Genomic DNA, 17,103 nt, shown 5'->3' on the forward strand with positions numbered 1-17,103 from the left:
GTGAGGGGCGATTTTGCGAAGCAATTTCATTATCGCCCCGAATCTATTTTCCGGAGGAAAATATGAGCAGACGTAGTATGCGAAGATATGCGTCTTTCGAGACGTTGTCCTTTGTTTTGCCATTTATTTTTTATACGGGATTTGCATTGTTCGACGGGCCTGTTTGGTGCGTCGATTCTCCCAGTTATACGAGTATGGATTTTTCAAGGGAACCGGTTTATCCGTTGTTCCTTTTGCTGTTTAGAAAGATATTTGAATTATTCGATTGGTCCGGAAAAATGTACGGCCTTGATTCATATCTTTTCCCTGTGATCCTTGTCCAGACTATGCTCTGGGTGCACGTTACAGCCAGACTCGGAAAAGAAATTTATGAGGAAGCCGGAAGATTTCTTAACGAAAAAAAGGCATTGTTCCTGGGCTACACTGCGATCGCGACGCAGCTCGCGGTTTCTGCGCTCAACAGATTAATGGCAAACAGAGGCTCGATGTACTCTGAGTGCATTATGACGGAGGCACTTGCAATGCCGATTCTTGTGATGTTCGTCATTTATCTGTGGAAGCTTCTTAGGAATTTCAGTAACGCCAATCTCATCAAAACATTTTTGCTTGCGATCCTTGCTGCGAGCATAAGAAAGCAGATGCTGATCCTACTCATTGTTTGGGGCGGTACGGCGCTTGTGGTTTATCTTATGTCGATCAAAAACAACGGACTTCACAAGCTTTTTACCACGATCCTTATGATTTTTGCTGCATATGTTTGTATCAGCGGTGCGGACAGGATCTACAATTATTGTGTGCGCGGCGAGTTCGCGGAGCACATCGGAAACAGCAAGGGCGGGCTTGATACGGTTCTTTACACAGCGTCCGCTGAGGATAAAGATCTTTTTACCAAGTATGATGAATCCGAGGATTATCCGAATCTTTCCGGGCTCTATGAGGAGATCTACAATACTTTGCAGGAAAAAGAGCTGACGATAGATTTTGCACCCGGCTATGAGAAAAAAGAAGAATCGACAATCTTTAACAGCGATTGGGCAGCTATGGCTTCACATTATGCGGACAGCTACGATGTGATCGGTTTTGACGTCGTGCAGGTTAAGTGCGATGAATACGTGGCGGAGAACTTCCCGGAGCTGGAAGGTACCAAGGCTCAGTTAAAAGAAAATGCGGTAGAGGGAGTTCTTTTTAAGACTCTTTTGAAAAAAGACATCAGTGACGTTTTCCATAAAAAAGGCGGCGCGGTAAAATACGTATTTACCGCAAATGTACTGAAGGCCTTTGTAATATCGGCGGCAAACATGAGACCCGCGGCACTTATAAAAGCTTCGTTTTTGATCTATTTCTTTTACCTTGCGATATTTATCATGTTGGCTTTGAAGGCTGCGCAGGGTGCGGGCACAAATGTGACGAACGGCCGAAGAACTTTTTTGCTTTTATCGTTTATAACTTTTGCGGCAGTCGCCGTAAACTGCGTGGTTACGGGCTCTATGATATTTCCGCAGCCAAGATATATGTGTTACACAATGGGACTCTTCTACTTGACTCTGACTTGTGGTATACTGTGCTAGTGTAATTGTCAAAATTATGCTTTCATGACAGTTTCATTGTGATTTTATCTTTTTTGAAAGGACAATAAGAAGGAAAAAGAAATGAGAACTTATCTTGTGACAGGTGGAGCCGGATTCATCGGTTCTAACTACATCCATTACATGTTTAAGAAGTATGACAACGACATCCGCATCATCAACGTGGATGTACTCACATATGCAGGCAATCTCGAGAACCTCAGAGATGTTGAGAATCGCGATAACTACACATTCGTAAGAGCCGACATCACAGACAGAGAGGCAATCGACAAGATCTTTGCAGAGAACGACATAGACAGAGTTGTTCATTTCGCTGCAGAGAGCCACGTTGACAGATCTATCGTTAATCCCGAGATCTTCGTTCAGACCAACGTTCTTGGTACAGCTACAATGCTCAATGCTGCCAAGAAGGCGTGGGAGCTTCCCGACGGATCTTTCAAGGAGGGAAAGAAGTTCCTTCACGTTTCAACTGATGAAGTTTACGGAACACTTGATGACGATCCGAATGCTTATTTCTATGAGACAACTCCTTACGATCCTCACAGCCCTTACTCAGCAAGTAAGGCAGGATCCGATATGCTCGTTAAGGCATACATGGACACATACAAGTTCCCTGCTAATATAACAAACTGCTCTAATAACTACGGACCTTACCAGTTCCCTGAGAAGCTTATTCCTCTTGTTATCAACAATGCACTCGCAGGAAAAGATCTTCCCGTATACGGCGACGGTAAGAACGTTCGTGACTGGCTCTATGTTGAGGATCACGCCAAGGCTATCGACATGGTTCAGGAACAGGGCAGACTTTTCGAGACATACAATGTCGGCGGACATAATGAGAAGCAGAACATCGAGATCGTTAAGACTATCATCGACGTTCTCAAGGAAGAACTTGACGATTCAGATCCCAGAAAGGCACACCTTTCTTACGACCTTATCAAGTACGTAACAGACAGAAAGGGTCATGACAGAAGATATGCGATTGCGCCCGACAAGATCAAGAGCGAGATCGGCTGGGAGCCTGAGACAATGTTCAAGGAAGGCATCAGAAAGACAATCAAGTGGTACTTCGAGAACCATGAGTGGATGGAGCACGTTACAAGCGGTGACTACGAGAAGTACTATGATGCAATGTATTCAAACAAATAATGTATGAATTGCGGTGGCGCAGTGATGCGCCAACCGTGGAATTATAGGAGATTACACAAATGAAGGGTATTATATTGGCGGGTGGCTCAGGAACTAGGCTTTACCCCCTTACAAGAGCGATTTCCAAGCAGATCATGCCTGTTTATGACAAGCCTATGATCTACTATCCTCTTTCAACACTTATGCTTGCAGGTATCAGAGATGTACTTATCATCTCAACTCCCAGAGACCTTCCTATCTTTGAAGATCTTTTCGGAACAGGCGAGCAGCTCGGCATGCACTTTGAGTATGCTGTTCAGGATCAGCCCAGAGGACTTGCGGATGCATTCATCATCGGCGAGAAGTTCATCGGAAGCGATTCTGTAGCACTTGTACTTGGAGACAATATCTTTTACGGACAGAGCTTTTCTAAGCTCCTTAGAGATGTTGCCGCAAGAGAAAAGGGTGCGACTATCTTCGGATACTATGTTCGCGATCCCAGAGCTTACGGTGTTGTAGAGTTTGATGAGAACGGAAAGGCTATCAGTATCGAGGAGAAGCCCGAGCATCCCAAGAGCAACTACGCGGTACCCGGACTTTATTTCTACGACAACGATGTTGTTGATATAGCCAAGAATGTTAAGCCTTCTGCTCGTGGCGAGATTGAGATCACAAGCATCAACAATGAGTACCTCAGAAGAGGAACTCTTCACGTTGAGACAATGGGACGGGGCTTTGCATGGCTTGATACAGGCAATCACGATTCCCTTCTCGATGCGGCTGATTTCGTATGCGCATTCCAGAAGAGACAGGGACTTTACGTTTCATGTATCGAAGAGATCGCGTATAAGCGCGGATTTATAGATAAGGAGCAGCTCCTTAAGCTCGCAGAACCACTCATGAAGACCGACTACGGTAAGTATCTTGTAGAGGTAGCTAACGGGCTGTAAGCTGTGAGAACTTGGCTGTGAGCACTTGACGACGTATTTTGGAGTCTAGTGCGAACGTCTTCCACAGAGCAACGCGATGTGGAAGTTCCTTGTGAAGGGGGCACAATAGTGGACAAACGTGTATTCACCATGGCGATCCTCACGATCATAAGTGCCTTTATCCTTGTACTGGTGATCGTATACGCCACTAATGCAGATAAAATAAACAAGCTCACGGGCAAAGGAAGCAATGATGATGCGGACAGCGCAGCGTCTTTTGTATCCGGGAACGGAATGCTTGAGGGTGATCAGATAGGTGACAATCTCGACGCTTTCATTTATGATGACGAGTTTTTTGACGAGAACGACCAGGTTCCTGCCATCGTCGTGATAAAAGAAAACGAGTCCGATGCCGCAAACAGTGTATCATCGGGAGCATCTTCGGAAGATGACGGCTCCGACAAAAAGCGTGTCGGTATGGGCAAGGTCAAGGGCGGCGAGCTTGAAAATCCCAATCCTATAGATGAAGACGAGCTTCCTTTGACAGGAAGTACATTACCTCCCGTTGAGGGAACACCCGTTGGATCTGCAGCGGGAAATTGAAAAACCGGGGGACCGGTAGAATTCGGAGAACGCAGCTGCTGTGCGGCGTGAACCGATCAAATAAATAACATATCAATCGGAGATGTAAAATGGGCAAGATAACAGTAGAGACATGCGAAATTGAAGGACTGAAGGTTATTACTCCGCAGGTTTTCGGAGATGCCAGAGGTTATTTTGTAGAGACCTACAACAAGAATGATTTTGTAGAAGCAGGAATTGATGTTGAATTTGTTCAGGACAATCAGTCGGCTAGCAAGCAGGGAGTATTAAGAGGACTTCACTTCCAGAAAGAGTTTCCTCAGGATAAGCTTGTACGCTGCATCAACGGTGAAGTATTTGACGTAGCCGTTGACCTCAGAAAGGGCTCCAAGACTTTCGGTAAGTGGTTCGGAGTTACTTTATCTGCCGAGAACAAAAAACAGTTCTTTATTCCCAAGGGTTTTGCCCATGGATTTTATGTTTTATCGGAATATGCCGAGTTTGCTTACAAGTGCTCGGATTTTTATCATCCTAATGACGAGGGTGGACTTATTTGGAATGATCCCGATATTGGAGTAGAGTGGCCTCTTATTGACGGCGTAGAGCTCAATCTTTCCGACAAGGACACTAAGTGGGGAGGAATTAAGGAATATTGAATAAGGGATTAAATCTTAGAAAGCCCCCCAAGAAATTCTTCTTGGGCGTTTTCTATGTAATGGCGGTTATATTCATGCTGTTACTGGTAATGCACAAAAATCCTCTTGCAGACCAACACTCAGAGCACCTTAAAAAGATATGCGGATGTCTTTTACTTACGGTGGGCTGTGTACTGGTCTCGTTTTGGTATGATAAATTGACCGTTCTTCCAATTGAGCTTTGGCACAACAGAAAGCTTATCTGGAGACTTTCAGTAAATGATTTTAAGAAAAGATATGCAGGCTCTGTTATGGGTGCTGTCTGGGCTATGGTACAGCCTGTTGTTACGGTTATGCTGTATGCTTTCGTTTTTGGATATATATTTACTCAGAAAGCGCAGTATCTCGCAGGCGGAGTTAAGGTTGAGTATGTTCTTTTTCTTACCGCAGGTCTTGTTCCGTGGTTCTTCTTTGTTGAGGCGCTCACCAACGGAACTACCGCACTTCTTGAGTACAACTACCTTGTAAAAAAAGTTCTTTTTAAGATAAGTATCTTGCCGCTTATCAAGATAATCGCGGCTATGTTTATCCATATTTTCTTTTTGGCAGTGCTTCTTATTATGGCATGGTGCATGGGATGTCCGCCGAGCATTTACTGGCTTCAGCTTATATATTATGTTGGCTGTGAGTTCATACTTGTTTTGTCCATCAGCTATGCTACCAGCGCGCTGGTTGTCTTTTTCAGAGATCTCCTTCAGATCATAAATATCGGACTTCAGTTGTTCCAGTGGTATACACCTATTCTCTGGAGCTTTACGGATATCATGCAGACTCATGTGCATGACAGTGACAGATTAAGACCTTACGAGGATCTCATAAAAGTCTTCATCAAGATCAATCCTATGGCTTATATCGTTGAGGGCTACAGGAATTCGATCTACGGCCAATCATGGTTCTTTGAACACTTCTACTCATCCACTTATTTCTGGATGTGTGTTGTAGTTCTTTTCTGCATAGGAACGCTTTTGTTTAAGCGACTTAAGCCGCATTTTGCGGATGTGCTTTAATAAGCCGCGGCGCCCACAGTGGCGTGGCATGGAGATTTATACATGAACAAAGACATTGCTATCGAGGTAAAAAACCTCACTAAATCATATAAGCTTTACGACAAGCCGATGGACAGGATCAAGGATTCACTCGGACTTGCCAAGAAAAAGAAGTTCAAGGAAAAGCTTGCCCTGAACAATGTTAATCTTACGGTCAAAAAGGGCGAGACTGTCGGAATTATCGGAACAAACGGTTCGGGTAAGTCGACTATCCTTAAGATCATCACAGGTGTCCTTACACCGACATCGGGAGAAGTCAACGTAGACGGCCATATCTCAGCTCTTTTGGAACTGGGCGCAGGCTTTAACATGGAATACAACGGAATCGACAACATCTACCTAAACGGTATGATGATCGGTTTTTCCGAAGAAGAAATAGAAAAAAGAATGGATGCGATCCTTGAATTCGCAGACATCGGAGATTACGTATATCAGCCGGTCAAGACTTATTCAAGCGGTATGTTTGTAAGACTTGCGTTTGCTGTTGCGATAAACATCGATCCCGAGATCCTCATTGTCGATGAGGCGCTTTCTGTAGGAGACGTGTTCTTCCAGGCCAAGTGCTATCACAAGTTTGAGGAATTTAAGAAACAGGGAAAGACAATCCTCTTCGTGTCACATGATCTTTCAAGTATCAGTAAGTACTGTGACAGAGCGGTTCTTCTTAACCAGGGCGTGCTCCTTGGAGAGGGAACACCGAAGAAGATGATCGATATCTACAAGCAGGTTCTTGTAGGACAGTATCCGCTTCCGAGCGGTGACGAGGGCAATCTTCTCGATGACGAAGATATCCGAAATGCCGCAGCTAAGGCAGATGAAAGAGCTGATTCCAAGGTTAAGAGTTCGGCCAAGAACTCCAAGAATGCCGCAGCCAAAAACGCAGCTTCAAATGCTCAGGCATCACAGTCCGGCTCAGTCAAAGCCCCGGCCTCAGATGCACCCACCGCGCAGGCAGGAGCCAATCCCGACACTCTCGAGTACGGTGACGGAGCAGCAACGATCACGGATTATTACGTGACCGATTCAAACGGAGTGCAGTCCAATTCGATCGTAAAAGGAACGGAGTTTACGGTTCACATGAAGGTTAAGTTCAATGAGGACGTTGCGGCGCCCATTTTTGCTCTTACTTTCAAGAATATAATGGGTATCGAGATCACAGGTACCAATTCAATGGTTGAGAAATCATTCCTTGAGCCTGTCAAAAAAGGTGATGTAAAAGAAATTTCTTTTACCCAGAAAATGTCTCTCCAGGGCGGCGAATACCTTCTAAGCTTTGGTGTTACGGGCTTTGAACAGAATGATTTTACCGTATATCACAGGTTATATGATGCACTAAATATCACGGTAGTTTCCGACAAGAACACGGTAGGCTACTATGACATGAACACAACATGTAAGGTGAAAGACGCAGATGCAGGAACAGATTAAGATCGGAAGCGTTACGCTGAACTTCAAACATTACTCAGGGGTTGATCTTTATAGCGACGGTGCTATAGAGAACGACCTTCTTGACATTGTAAAAAATCATACAAAAGACGAGTATCAGAAGATAATCGAGGAACGCGCTAGCTGGCCTATTCTCTATCATCTTTCGGATCAGAGAGCAAACATCGTAGAGTGGATCCCGATGAGCAAGGACGCCAAGGTTCTTGAAGTCGGATCGGGCTGCGGCGCCATCACGGGCATGCTCTCAAGCAAGGCGGGACAGGTCGTGTCCTGCGATCTTTCAAGAAGAAGATCCGAGATCAATGCGACAAGGAACAAGGACTGCGACAACGTTACCATTCATGTCGGCAATTTCCGCGACATCGAACCCGACCTCGATAAGGATTTTGATTTTATCTTTTTGATAGGTGTGTTTGAGTACGGACAGGGATACATCGGCACCGAGAACCCTTACGAGAAGTTTCTTTTGATGCTTAAAAGACATCTCAAAAAGGACGGACGTATCGTAATCGCAATCGAGAATCGCCTCGGACTTAAGTATTTTGCGGGATGTACGGAAGATCACCTCGGAACGTACTTTTCCGGAATCGAAGGTTATACTGCGGACAGCGTAGCCAAGACCTTCACAAGAGGCGGTCTTATCAATATATTCAAAAGATGCAGGATAAACGATTATCATTTCTATTATCCTTATCCCGATTACAAGCTGATGACGCTGCTTCACTCGGATTCGTATCTTCCGAAGTTCGGAGAGCTTCAGGACAATGTAAGAAACTTCGACAGAGACAGGCTTGTTTTGTTTAATGAGAAGCACGCTTACGAGGATCTTGTTAAAGACGGCTTGTATCCTGAGTTTGCAAACTCTTTTGAAGTAATAATCGGACCCGGATTTGACACCATCTACAGTAAGTACAGCAACGACAGAGTTGATGAATTCAAGATCCGTACGGATATCGCGATCGGCAGAAACGGTCGCAAGGTTATAAAGAAATTCCCTCTTACGGAAGCTGCAAGAGAGCATGTATACAGTATCAGAGACGCCTATGCGGGACTGAAAGAGAAGTACCACGGCGGCGATCTGGAGATCAATGACTGCCAGATAGACGAGAACGAGGGCTGCGCCGTATTTTCTTTTGTCAACGGTGTACCGCTTGCTTCCGTTCTTGATGAGTGCATTGATAAGGACGATATGGAGGGCTTCAATGCTCTTATCGCCGAGTACGTCAAGAGGATCAGGCACAATGAGGATTATCCGGTATCCGACTACGACCTTATCTTCAGCAATATTATGGTTAACGGTCCGATCTGGACTATAATAGATTATGAGTGGACTTACGGTAAGTGTATCCCTGCAAAAGAGCAGGTGTGGAGAGCACTTTACTGCTACAGACTTGAAGACAGGAAAAGAGAGAAGTTTGATCCCAAGCCTATCTTCAAAAAACTCGGTCTTTCTGACAAAGAGATGAAGGTGCTCCTCGAAGAGGAGTATGCTTTCCAGAAGTATGTGACCGGTAATCGCAAGTCCATGGTAGAGATCTGGAAAGATATAGGACGCAAGGTCATCGTGCCAAAAGAGCTTGCGATGAACCCTGAGGCAGCAAGAGCTGCGGATTGCATACAGATATATATGGACGAGGGTACAGGCTATTCCGAGGATGATTCGATCTTCCCCGAGGAGCAGTACGATGAGAAAAATATCGTGACACTTAATATCGAGGTGCCTTCTTCATGCAAGACGCTTCGTGTGGATCCGGCTTTTTCACCTTGTCTTGTGACTATACTTGATGCGACTTGGAATGATGATTCGATTGAGGACGGAACGGCTGATATTTCGGTTAATCCCGGCAACGGCGAGTGGCTGAGCGATGATTCTTTTGTCTTTAATTCAGACGATCCGAATATCGAGTTTGATCTTACAAGCAGCAGACTTTCCGTTAAGGAAAACAATAAGCTGGTGCTTAAGCTTCTTACGACGCTTGTTCCCAAGAACGCCGCGGATGCGGTCGCTGCGTCGGTTAAGTCCAATGAAGATAACGATAAGGAAAAGATCAGTATCATCCGCAAGATCGGAAGAAAGATTAAGAATAAACGTAAAGAGCGCCGCGAAGACGCCGATTACGATGAGCTTGACGACTATTTAGACGAGGAGTAATCCCTGACAGATGCTTAAAGATTTAGTTAAGAAATCTCTTATTCTGAAGAGGACAACTAAATACAATAGGGTTTTAAACAACAAATCAGGCGCATATGACAAGTGGCAAAAAGAAGTCGAGAAACAGCCCGTCATAACCGCCGAGGCTCCCGTATCCTACGAAGAGGACGAGAACGGCGAGCTTGTACCGCATAAGCTTCCTGCACCAAAGGTCAAGGTTGTTCCTTATGCCAAGGTCTGGGAGATGACGGATGCCAAAAAAGATGAGAATGTGGTCTATCTTTTTGTAAGTCCCAAAGGAAAGCTTACAAAGAGGGCTTCCGAGGTTGTGAAGCAGTATTTTATCGCTCATCCCGAGCACAATGTTGTTTACGGAGATGAGGATGAGCAGGGAAGCGGTGGAAAATACATTCATCCGTATTTTAAGCCCGATTGGTCACCCGATGCTTATCTCAATGCTTTTTATATCGGCAGCTTTTTTGCCTGCAGAGCGAGCGCACTTCATGCGGCTACTCCTGAATACGACAATGCTGTAAAGATGCTCGGAGGAACAGCCAACAAAAAGAATTCTCCCGAACAGGTGGGGCTTGAGGCTTCTCTTTTATCTGCGGATGTTCTTTTCTGCATGCTTGCTATAAGCGAAAGAGCTTTCGCAAAGAGAACGGGAACCGAGCTTCCGATCGGACATATAAAAGAAATCTTGTATCACAGAAACGCGGGACAGGATGTCTTTTACGGAAGACCATTTCATAATTCCAAGCATATGCTGCTTAAACCTACGACGGTCAGCATCATCATTCCGTCGATGGATCACCCTGAGATCTTCAGGCAGTGCCTCAATTCGATAATCGAGACAACGAAGGATGCGGGTATCACCTACGATATCGTTGTTATTGATAACGGAAGCAGTGCGGCAAACAGAGTTAAATACGGCGTGTATGCTTCAAGAGCAGAGCGAAAGAACGGTCTTACCAAGATCAATTACATATATAAGAATCAGGAATTCAATTTCTCTTCGATGTGCAATCAGGGTGTGAGAAATTCAAACGGCGAGTATCTTCTTTTCCTCAATGACGATATTGAGGCCGTTTCAGACGGATGGCTGACGGAGATGGTTTCACAGGCGCAGCTGCGTCACGTGGGCGCTGTCGGAGCCAAGCTCATTTATCCCGACACGGATCTTATCCAGCATGCGGGAATAGCGAACGTGCGTCGCGGTCCGGTGCACAAGCTTCAGAAGATGCACGACGGAAAGAGCCATTATTTCGGATATAACAGAGGTATCCACAACTGCATCGGTGTGACTGCAGCCTGCCTTCTCATCAGCAGAAAGAAATTTCACGATGTCGGCGGCTTCCCGGAGGAGCTCAAGGTTGCATTTAACGACGTTGATTTTTGCTACAGTGTTTTTGAAAAGGGTTATTACAACGTTTGCTGTAATCACATATATCTATATCATCACGAGTCGCTCACAAGAGGGCTCGACAATCTCGATCCCAAGAAGATGGAGAGGCTTGCGGTTGAGGGCGATACGCTGATGAGGAGACATTCGTATCTCTACAATGTTGATCCGTTCTACAGCCCGCACCTTACCGAGGATGAGACGATATCAGCGATCATTCCGAGAGAGGACTACACACCGGTTGAGGATATTCACTTCGCGGCTGTGTCGGTTCACGATAAAGGGATCAAGGGCGCGAGAGAAGATCAGTGCCTGAGAGTCGGTTGTGAATACAACGGAACCATGGATAACTGGTTATACGGCGTCAATGCGACGGGCAACGAGGAAGGTTATTTCCTTAAGGGCTACAGCTTTGTTATCGGTTCGGACAATGCTCTTTATGAAAAGAGATTGCTCCTTCGCCTGGTAGAAAGATATGAAGACGGCGCGGGCCCTGTTGATTCTAAGGTTTACAGCTTCCCAATCTACGTTTGGTACAGACCGGATATCAGAGTAAGACTTCAGGATCAGGTGAACGTCGATCTTACGGGATATAAGCTAAGGATAAGAAAGGGCGACCTTACGCCCGGCTTTTATCAGATAGGAATGCTTGCTGTTGATAAGACGGGCAGAAACAAGCTTATCAACTGGGTTCCCAATATTTTACATATTAAGAATTAATGGATTTTGATTATGTCAGAGCAAAAAGATTTTGATTTTAAAGCCGCATATGAGCGGGAAAAATTAAAGAGCGCAGACCTTGCGGAGAGGATCGCGGAGCTTGAGGACAAGAATTCGGAGCTTGAATTTAAGCTCAATCGTATCAAGAACAATCCCATCTGGAAGGCAAGTACACCCATGCGTAATACCATGCACTGGGTTATCAGACAGCGCGACCGTATAAGAAATCAGGGATCTCTTCGCGGTGTTATCGCTAAGATCAAGTACAAGCAGATCGAGAAAAAGGCGATGACTCACTACGGAACGGAGAGTTTTCCCGATGAGAACACAAGAAAAGAGCAGGAGAATGCTGTTTTTGCCAACATGGTAAAGGTCTCGATCCTCGTGCCTTTGTATAACACACCCGAGAAATTCCTTCGCGATATGATAGGGTCTGTGCTTGACCAGACCTACGCAAATTGGCAGCTGTGCCTTGCGGACGGCTCCGATGAAGCGCATATCGAAGAGGTTTCAAGAATAGTTTCAGAGTACATGAAGGATGCACGTGCGCTTGATAAAAACGGTGAGTGCAAGATCTCATACATGAAGCTTGAAAAGAATGAGGGAATCGCGGGCAACACCAATCACTGCCTTGAACTTGCAACGGGCGAGTATATCGGTCTTTTCGACCACGATGATATTCTTCATCCAGAAGTTCTCTACTGGTATGTGAAGGCTATCAATGAAGAGAATGCGGATTACATCTACTGTGATGAAACAACCTTCAAGGGCGATGATATCAACAAGATGATAACCATGCACTTCAAGCCTGATTATGCTATCGATAATCTAAGAGCCAATAACTATATCTGTCATTTCAGCGTGTTCAAGAGAACGCTGCTTGAAGGAACGGAGCTCTTTAGAACTAAGTTTGACGGAAGTCAGGACCATGATATGATACTTAGGCTTACCGACAGTGCGCAGCACATCGTGCATATTCCGAAGCTTTTGTATTACTGGAGATCGCACGCTGCTTCCGTTGCGTCTGATATAAGCGCCAAGCCCTATGCGATCGAGGCTGCCAAGGGCGCTGTTGCGGATCACTTAAAGCGCCACGGCTACGATCACTTCAAGATCACCAGCACAAGGGCTTTTGAGACTATATTTAAGATTACTTACGAAGTTAAGGGAACGCCCAAGATCAGCATCGTTATCCCTACCTGCGAGCATGCGGAGGACCTTAGAAGATGCATTGATTCGATTTACGAAAAGTCTGTTTACGACAACTACGAGATCATTGTTGTCGAGAACGGAAGCAAGGCTTCCGAGACTTTGGGCTATTACGAGGAGCTTAGAAACGGCTCGTTAAAAGACATTGTTAAGGTCGTTGATTTCTACGCAGATCCGGCTAATCAGCCCGCTGCGGGAGAAAAGAGATCTTTTAACTATTCAAAGGTTGTAAACTATGGCGTGTCACAGTCTACGGGTGACTACATCATCCTTCTTAATAACGACACGCAGGTTATTACCGTAAACTGGATGGAAGAGCTTCTTATGTATGCACAGAGAAGCGACGTCGGAGCGGTAGGCGGCAAGCTCTACTTCCCTGACAGAAAGATCCAGCACGCGGGCGTAGTTCTTGGGCTCGGAGCTCACAGAACTGCGGGACATTCGCATTACGGTCAGGCCGGAATGAATCTCGGATACATGGGAAGACTGTGCTATGCGCAGGATGTGAGTGCTGTTACGGGCGCCTGTCTCATGGTTTCAAGAGCTAAGTACGACGAAGTCGGCGGTTTCGATGAGTCTTTTGCCGTAAGTCTTAATGACGTGGACTTCTGCCTTAAGCTCAGAGAAAAAGGATATCTCAACGTATTTACGCCGTTTGCGGAGCTCTTCCACTATGAGTCGCTTTCAAGAGGACTCGATCTTGAGGGAGAGAACGCCAAGCGTTACGATGCGGAGTCCGATCACTTTAAAGAGAAATGGAAAAAAGTTCTCGAGAAGGGAGATCCGTACTACAACCCGAATTTCTCGCTCGACAGAATCGATTATAGCTTGAATGTTGAAGGATATTCGAGTTTGAGAGTGCAATGAGACTGTTTCGCTTAGCGAGGTATTTTCGAGCTTAGCGATAAGGCTACCGTAATTCTTAGTGAGGTACTTTCGAACTTAGAATTATGGTATAATTCTTACGATTATACAGAGAGGAGTGTTATTATGAGCACAGCAACAGATCAGCTTAACTACTGGTTAAATGATTCTTACTTTGACGATGCCACCAAAGAGGAGCTTATGGCTATCCGCAATAACGAGGCTGAAGTTGAAGACAGATTTTATAGAGAGCTTGAGTTCGGTACCGGCGGACTTCGCGGAGTTATCGGAGCGGGCACCAACAGAATGAACAAGTACACTGTAAGAAAGGCTACTCAGGGTCTTGCCAACTATATCAAGAAGAACGGCGGCCCCGATGCTTGCAAGAAGGGTGTAGCTATTTCTTTTGACTGCAGAAGATTTTCTCCCGAGTTTGCGGATGAGACTGCGCTTTGCCTTGCAGCTAACGGTATCAAGGCTTATGTCAGCGATATTCTTCGTCCCACACCCGAGCTTTCTTTTGCACTTAGAGAATTCGGATGTATCGCCGGAGTTATGGTTACGGCTTCTCACAATCCGCCCGAGTACAACGGTTACAAGGTTTACTGGCAGGACGGCGCGCAGGTAACACCTCCTCACGACACAGGTATCATCGCAGAGGTTGTTGCGATCACCGATTATCACGATGTTAAGACAATGTCCAAAGAGGATGCCATCGCTCAGGGACTCTATGTATCTTTCGGAACAGAGATTGACGACAAGTACATGGTTGAGCTCAAGAAGCAGATCATTCATCAGGACGTTATTGACGAGATGGCTGACAAGTTCACCATCGTATACACTCCTTTCCACGGAACAGGTAATCTTCCGGTAAGACGTGTTCTTAAGGAGCTTGGATTTAAGAACGTATTCGTAGTTCCCGAGCAGGAAGCTCCGGACCCTGATTTCACTACACTTGAGTATCCCAATCCCGAGGATCCCAAGGCATTCAAGCTTGCTCTTGAGCTTGCAAAAGAAAAGGATGCTGATATCGTCCTTGCTACAGACCCCGATGCGGATCGTCTCGGAATCTATGCAAAAGACCTTAAGACAGGCGAATATGTTGGATTTACAGGAAACATGTCAGGTATGCTCATCGGTGAGTATATCTTAAGAGAGCGTCAGGCTACAGGCACAATGCCTGCAAACCCTGCGTTCGTAACCACTATCGTTACAACCAACATGGCTAAGAGAGTCGCAGATAAATACGGACTTTACTATACAGAGGTTCTCACAGGCTTTAAGTACATCGGTGAGCAGATCAAGATCTACGAAGAGAACAATCAGTCTCACAACTATGTATTCGGCCTTGAGGAATCTTACGGATGTCTTGCAGGAACACACGCAAGAGATAAGGACGCTATCGTAGCTGTTATGTGTCTTTGCGAGCTTGCCGCTTTCTACAAGAAGCAGGGCAAGAGCGTATGGGATGCAATGATCGACATGTACGAAGAATACGGCTATTACAAAGAGGGTCAGTACTCAATTACCATGAAGGGTAAAGAGGGTGCAGGTCAGATCGCAGCTCTTATGGAGAGACTCAGAAGCAATCCTCCCAAGGAGTTTGGTTCATTCAAGGTTGAGCAGTTCAGAGATTACAAGACAGGCAAGACTCTTGATATGGCTACAGGAAAAGAGGGAACAACAGGACTTCCCGAGTCCAACGTTCTTTACTTTGCACTTGATAACGATGCTTGGTGCTGTGCAAGACCTTCGGGAACAGAGCCCAAGATCAAGTTCTACATGGGTGTAAAAGGCAAGAACCTTGAAGATGCCGCTAAGCTTGAAGATGAGCTCACAGAGGCTGTGAAGAAAGCCATTAGCTAAGAAATACAGGCTGTGGCTTTCGGGCCACAGCCGAATAATATAAAAAATATGAGGAGCAATCCACATATGGGTATAAAGAACGCAGTCTCAAAAACAATTGCATATGCTGAGCGCAATGGGATAAAGGCTGCTTTTTACGCTGCAATGGAGCGTATCAAGATTAATTCTTCGGAGAAGTATTCGTATCGCGAGCTTTCCGAGGAAGTTTTACGCGAACAAAATCAGGAATACAGACTTTTGGCAGAAACAGGGGACGCTGTGCGTTTTAGCATAGTTGTGCCTCTTTTTAATACTCCGGAAGTTTACCTTAAGCAGATGATTGATTCCGTTGTGAATCAGTCCTACGGAAACTGGGAGCTGGTGCTCGCCGATGCGTCGGAGAAATCTCTTGATGTCGCGATTTCTGCGGCTAATGATGATCCGAGGATCAAGTACTATCACTTGGATAAGAACGCAGGGATCTCGCACAACACCAACAGAGGGCTTGAAAAGGCGACGGGCGATTATATCGGTCTTTTAGATCATGACGATATCTTAACTCCCGATGCGCTTTACGAGGTTTCAAGAGTTATAAAAAAGAGTATGCAAAAGAATAAGCTCTCAAGGTTCATCGATTGCCCTATAAGGCTTATTTATTCGGATGAGGATAAGTTTGAGGATGAAAAGGGCGTTCGCAAGTTCTTTGAACTTCACGAAAAACCTTCGTTTAATATGGACCTTCTTTTGTCCAATAATTATATCTGTCACTTTGCGGTAATGAGAGCTGATATAATAAAAAGACTCAAGCTTCGCGCAAAGTTTGACGGGGCGCAGGATTTTGACTTATTCCTAAGATGCTGCTCGGAAGCGGCTCTTTCAATGGATATGGCATCGGGTCATATAGTGCACATCGATAAGGTGCTCTATCACTGGAGATGTCACAGAGCTTCGACTGCGGCGAATCCCGCGAGCAAGACATATGCTTACGAAGCGGGACAGGCGGCAATTGCCGATGTTCTTAAGAGCAACAATATAAACGGCGAAGTGGTTCAGCTTCCGCACCTTGGCTTTTACCGAGTTAATTATGAGCGCGGTATCTTGCAGGAGCGTGACGATGTTGCCTGCGTCGGCGGTAAGCTTGTTAATAAGAAGGGCAGAGTTGCCGGCGGCATTTATAAAAAAGATAAGACGGCACCTTTTAAGAATATGCCTGTTTCATACAGCGGCGGACTTCAGCATAGGGCTGTCCTTACGCAGGACTGCTACGCCGTTGACATAAGGTCGATGGCGATAGATCCTTTATATAAGGATATCTACAAGGATGTTGTGGGAATCGATTATGTTGATACATTCACCGATCCCAAGGCTGATACGACAGCTCTTTTTACAGGGATGAGTGAAGATGAGATAATTGATAAGAGCGTTCGCTTCTGCGAAGAAATTAAGAAGCGCGGCAAGCGAGTTGTTTGGGATCCGCAGATCATAAAGCGCGTGTAAAC

12 protein-coding genes are annotated in these 17,103 nt (G+C 45.5%); all 12 read left to right on the forward strand.

From position 1 onward, the window contains the following. Positions 1 to 62: 62 nt before the first annotated feature. The 12 genes from BM377_RS10600 to BM377_RS10655 all read left to right on the forward strand — a co-directional run bounded on the left by BM377_RS10600 (position 63) and on the right by BM377_RS10655 (position 17,101). Positions 63 to 1,568 (forward strand): hypothetical protein, encoded by a 1,506-nt coding sequence (locus tag BM377_RS10600; RefSeq protein ID WP_092247871.1) that lies wholly within the window; start codon positions 63 to 65, stop codon positions 1,566 to 1,568. Positions 1,569 to 1,649: 81 nt separating this feature from the next. After that, positions 1,650 to 2,735, forward strand: a complete 1,086-nt coding sequence (gene rfbB, locus BM377_RS10605; RefSeq protein ID WP_092247874.1) for a dTDP-glucose 4,6-dehydratase — start codon at positions 1,650 to 1,652, stop codon at positions 2,733 to 2,735. A 59-nt stretch (positions 2,736 to 2,794) separates the two neighbouring features. Continuing rightward, positions 2,795 to 3,664 (forward strand): glucose-1-phosphate thymidylyltransferase RfbA, encoded by an 870-nt coding sequence (gene rfbA, locus BM377_RS10610; protein WP_092247877.1) that lies wholly within the window; start codon positions 2,795 to 2,797, stop codon positions 3,662 to 3,664. Positions 3,665 to 3,772: 108 nt separating this feature from the next. Further along, on the forward strand, positions 3,773 to 4,246 hold the full coding sequence (locus tag BM377_RS10615; protein ID WP_092247880.1) for a hypothetical protein: 474 nt from the start codon (positions 3,773 to 3,775) through the stop codon (positions 4,244 to 4,246). A gap of 89 nt (positions 4,247 to 4,335) precedes the next feature. Then, on the forward strand, positions 4,336 to 4,881 hold the full coding sequence (gene rfbC / locus BM377_RS10620) for a dTDP-4-dehydrorhamnose 3,5-epimerase (protein WP_092247883.1): 546 nt from the start codon (positions 4,336 to 4,338) through the stop codon (positions 4,879 to 4,881). Further along, positions 4,878 to 5,927 carry an ABC transporter permease gene (locus tag BM377_RS10625; RefSeq protein WP_242948150.1) on the forward strand — a complete coding sequence of 350 codons (1,050 nt, stop codon included), beginning with the start codon at positions 4,878 to 4,880 and terminating at the stop codon, positions 5,925 to 5,927. Before rfbC ends, BM377_RS10625 begins: the two co-directional genes overlap by 4 nt. Positions 5,928 to 5,969: 42 nt before the next feature. Continuing rightward, the gene (locus tag BM377_RS10630) at positions 5,970 to 7,394 is read left to right on the forward strand and encodes an ABC transporter ATP-binding protein (protein WP_092247886.1); all 1,425 of its coding nucleotides are present in this window, start codon (positions 5,970 to 5,972) and stop codon (positions 7,392 to 7,394) included. After that, entirely contained in the window at positions 7,378 to 9,564 is a 2,187-nt protein-coding gene (locus BM377_RS10635; RefSeq protein WP_092247889.1) for a class I SAM-dependent methyltransferase, read from the forward strand. The genes BM377_RS10630 and BM377_RS10635 overlap by 17 nt, the downstream gene beginning before the upstream one ends. A 10-nt stretch (positions 9,565 to 9,574) precedes the next feature. Continuing rightward, positions 9,575 to 11,686: a glycosyltransferase family 2 protein gene (locus tag BM377_RS10640; protein WP_092247892.1), complete on the forward strand. Its 2,112-nt coding sequence runs from the start codon at positions 9,575 to 9,577 to the stop codon at positions 11,684 to 11,686. A gap of 12 nt (positions 11,687 to 11,698) precedes the next feature. Continuing rightward, positions 11,699 to 13,762 (forward strand): glycosyltransferase family 2 protein, encoded by a 2,064-nt coding sequence (locus BM377_RS10645; RefSeq protein ID WP_092247894.1) that lies wholly within the window; start codon positions 11,699 to 11,701, stop codon positions 13,760 to 13,762. Between the two features lie 123 nt (positions 13,763 to 13,885). Continuing rightward, on the forward strand, positions 13,886 to 15,625 hold the full coding sequence (locus BM377_RS10650) for a phospho-sugar mutase (RefSeq protein ID WP_092247897.1): 1,740 nt from the start codon (positions 13,886 to 13,888) through the stop codon (positions 15,623 to 15,625). Positions 15,626 to 15,691: 66 nt separating this feature from the next. Continuing rightward, complete coding sequence (locus tag BM377_RS10655) at positions 15,692 to 17,101, forward strand: glycosyltransferase (protein WP_177223860.1); 1,410 nt, start codon at positions 15,692 to 15,694, stop codon at positions 17,099 to 17,101. Positions 17,102 to 17,103: the final 2 nt, after the last annotated feature.

The organism is Butyrivibrio sp. INlla21 (genome assembly GCF_900116875.1).
Taxonomy (GTDB): domain Bacteria; phylum Bacillota; class Clostridia; order Lachnospirales; family Lachnospiraceae; genus Butyrivibrio.

Excerpts from the sequence above, each read along its gene's own strand:
- BM377_RS10600 (WP_092247871.1), top strand. The coding sequence starts at position 63 with ATGAGCAGACGTAGTATGCGAAGATATGCGTCTTTCGAGACGTTGTCC.
- rfbB (WP_092247874.1), top strand. The coding sequence starts at position 1,650 with ATGAGAACTTATCTTGTGACAGGTGGAGCCGGATTCATCGGTTCTAAC.
- rfbA (WP_092247877.1), top strand. The coding sequence starts at position 2,795 with ATGAAGGGTATTATATTGGCGGGTGGCTCAGGAACTAGGCTTTACCCC.
- rfbC (WP_092247883.1), top strand. The coding sequence starts at position 4,336 with ATGGGCAAGATAACAGTAGAGACATGCGAAATTGAAGGACTGAAGGTT.
- BM377_RS10630 (WP_092247886.1), top strand. The coding sequence starts at position 5,970 with ATGAACAAAGACATTGCTATCGAGGTAAAAAACCTCACTAAATCATAT.
- BM377_RS10635 (WP_092247889.1), top strand. The coding sequence starts at position 7,378 with ATGCAGGAACAGATTAAGATCGGAAGCGTTACGCTGAACTTCAAACAT.
- BM377_RS10640 (WP_092247892.1), top strand. The coding sequence starts at position 9,575 with ATGCTTAAAGATTTAGTTAAGAAATCTCTTATTCTGAAGAGGACAACT.
- BM377_RS10645 (WP_092247894.1), top strand. The coding sequence starts at position 11,699 with ATGTCAGAGCAAAAAGATTTTGATTTTAAAGCCGCATATGAGCGGGAA.
- BM377_RS10650 (WP_092247897.1), top strand. The coding sequence starts at position 13,886 with ATGAGCACAGCAACAGATCAGCTTAACTACTGGTTAAATGATTCTTAC.
- BM377_RS10655 (WP_177223860.1), top strand. The coding sequence starts at position 15,692 with ATGGGTATAAAGAACGCAGTCTCAAAAACAATTGCATATGCTGAGCGC.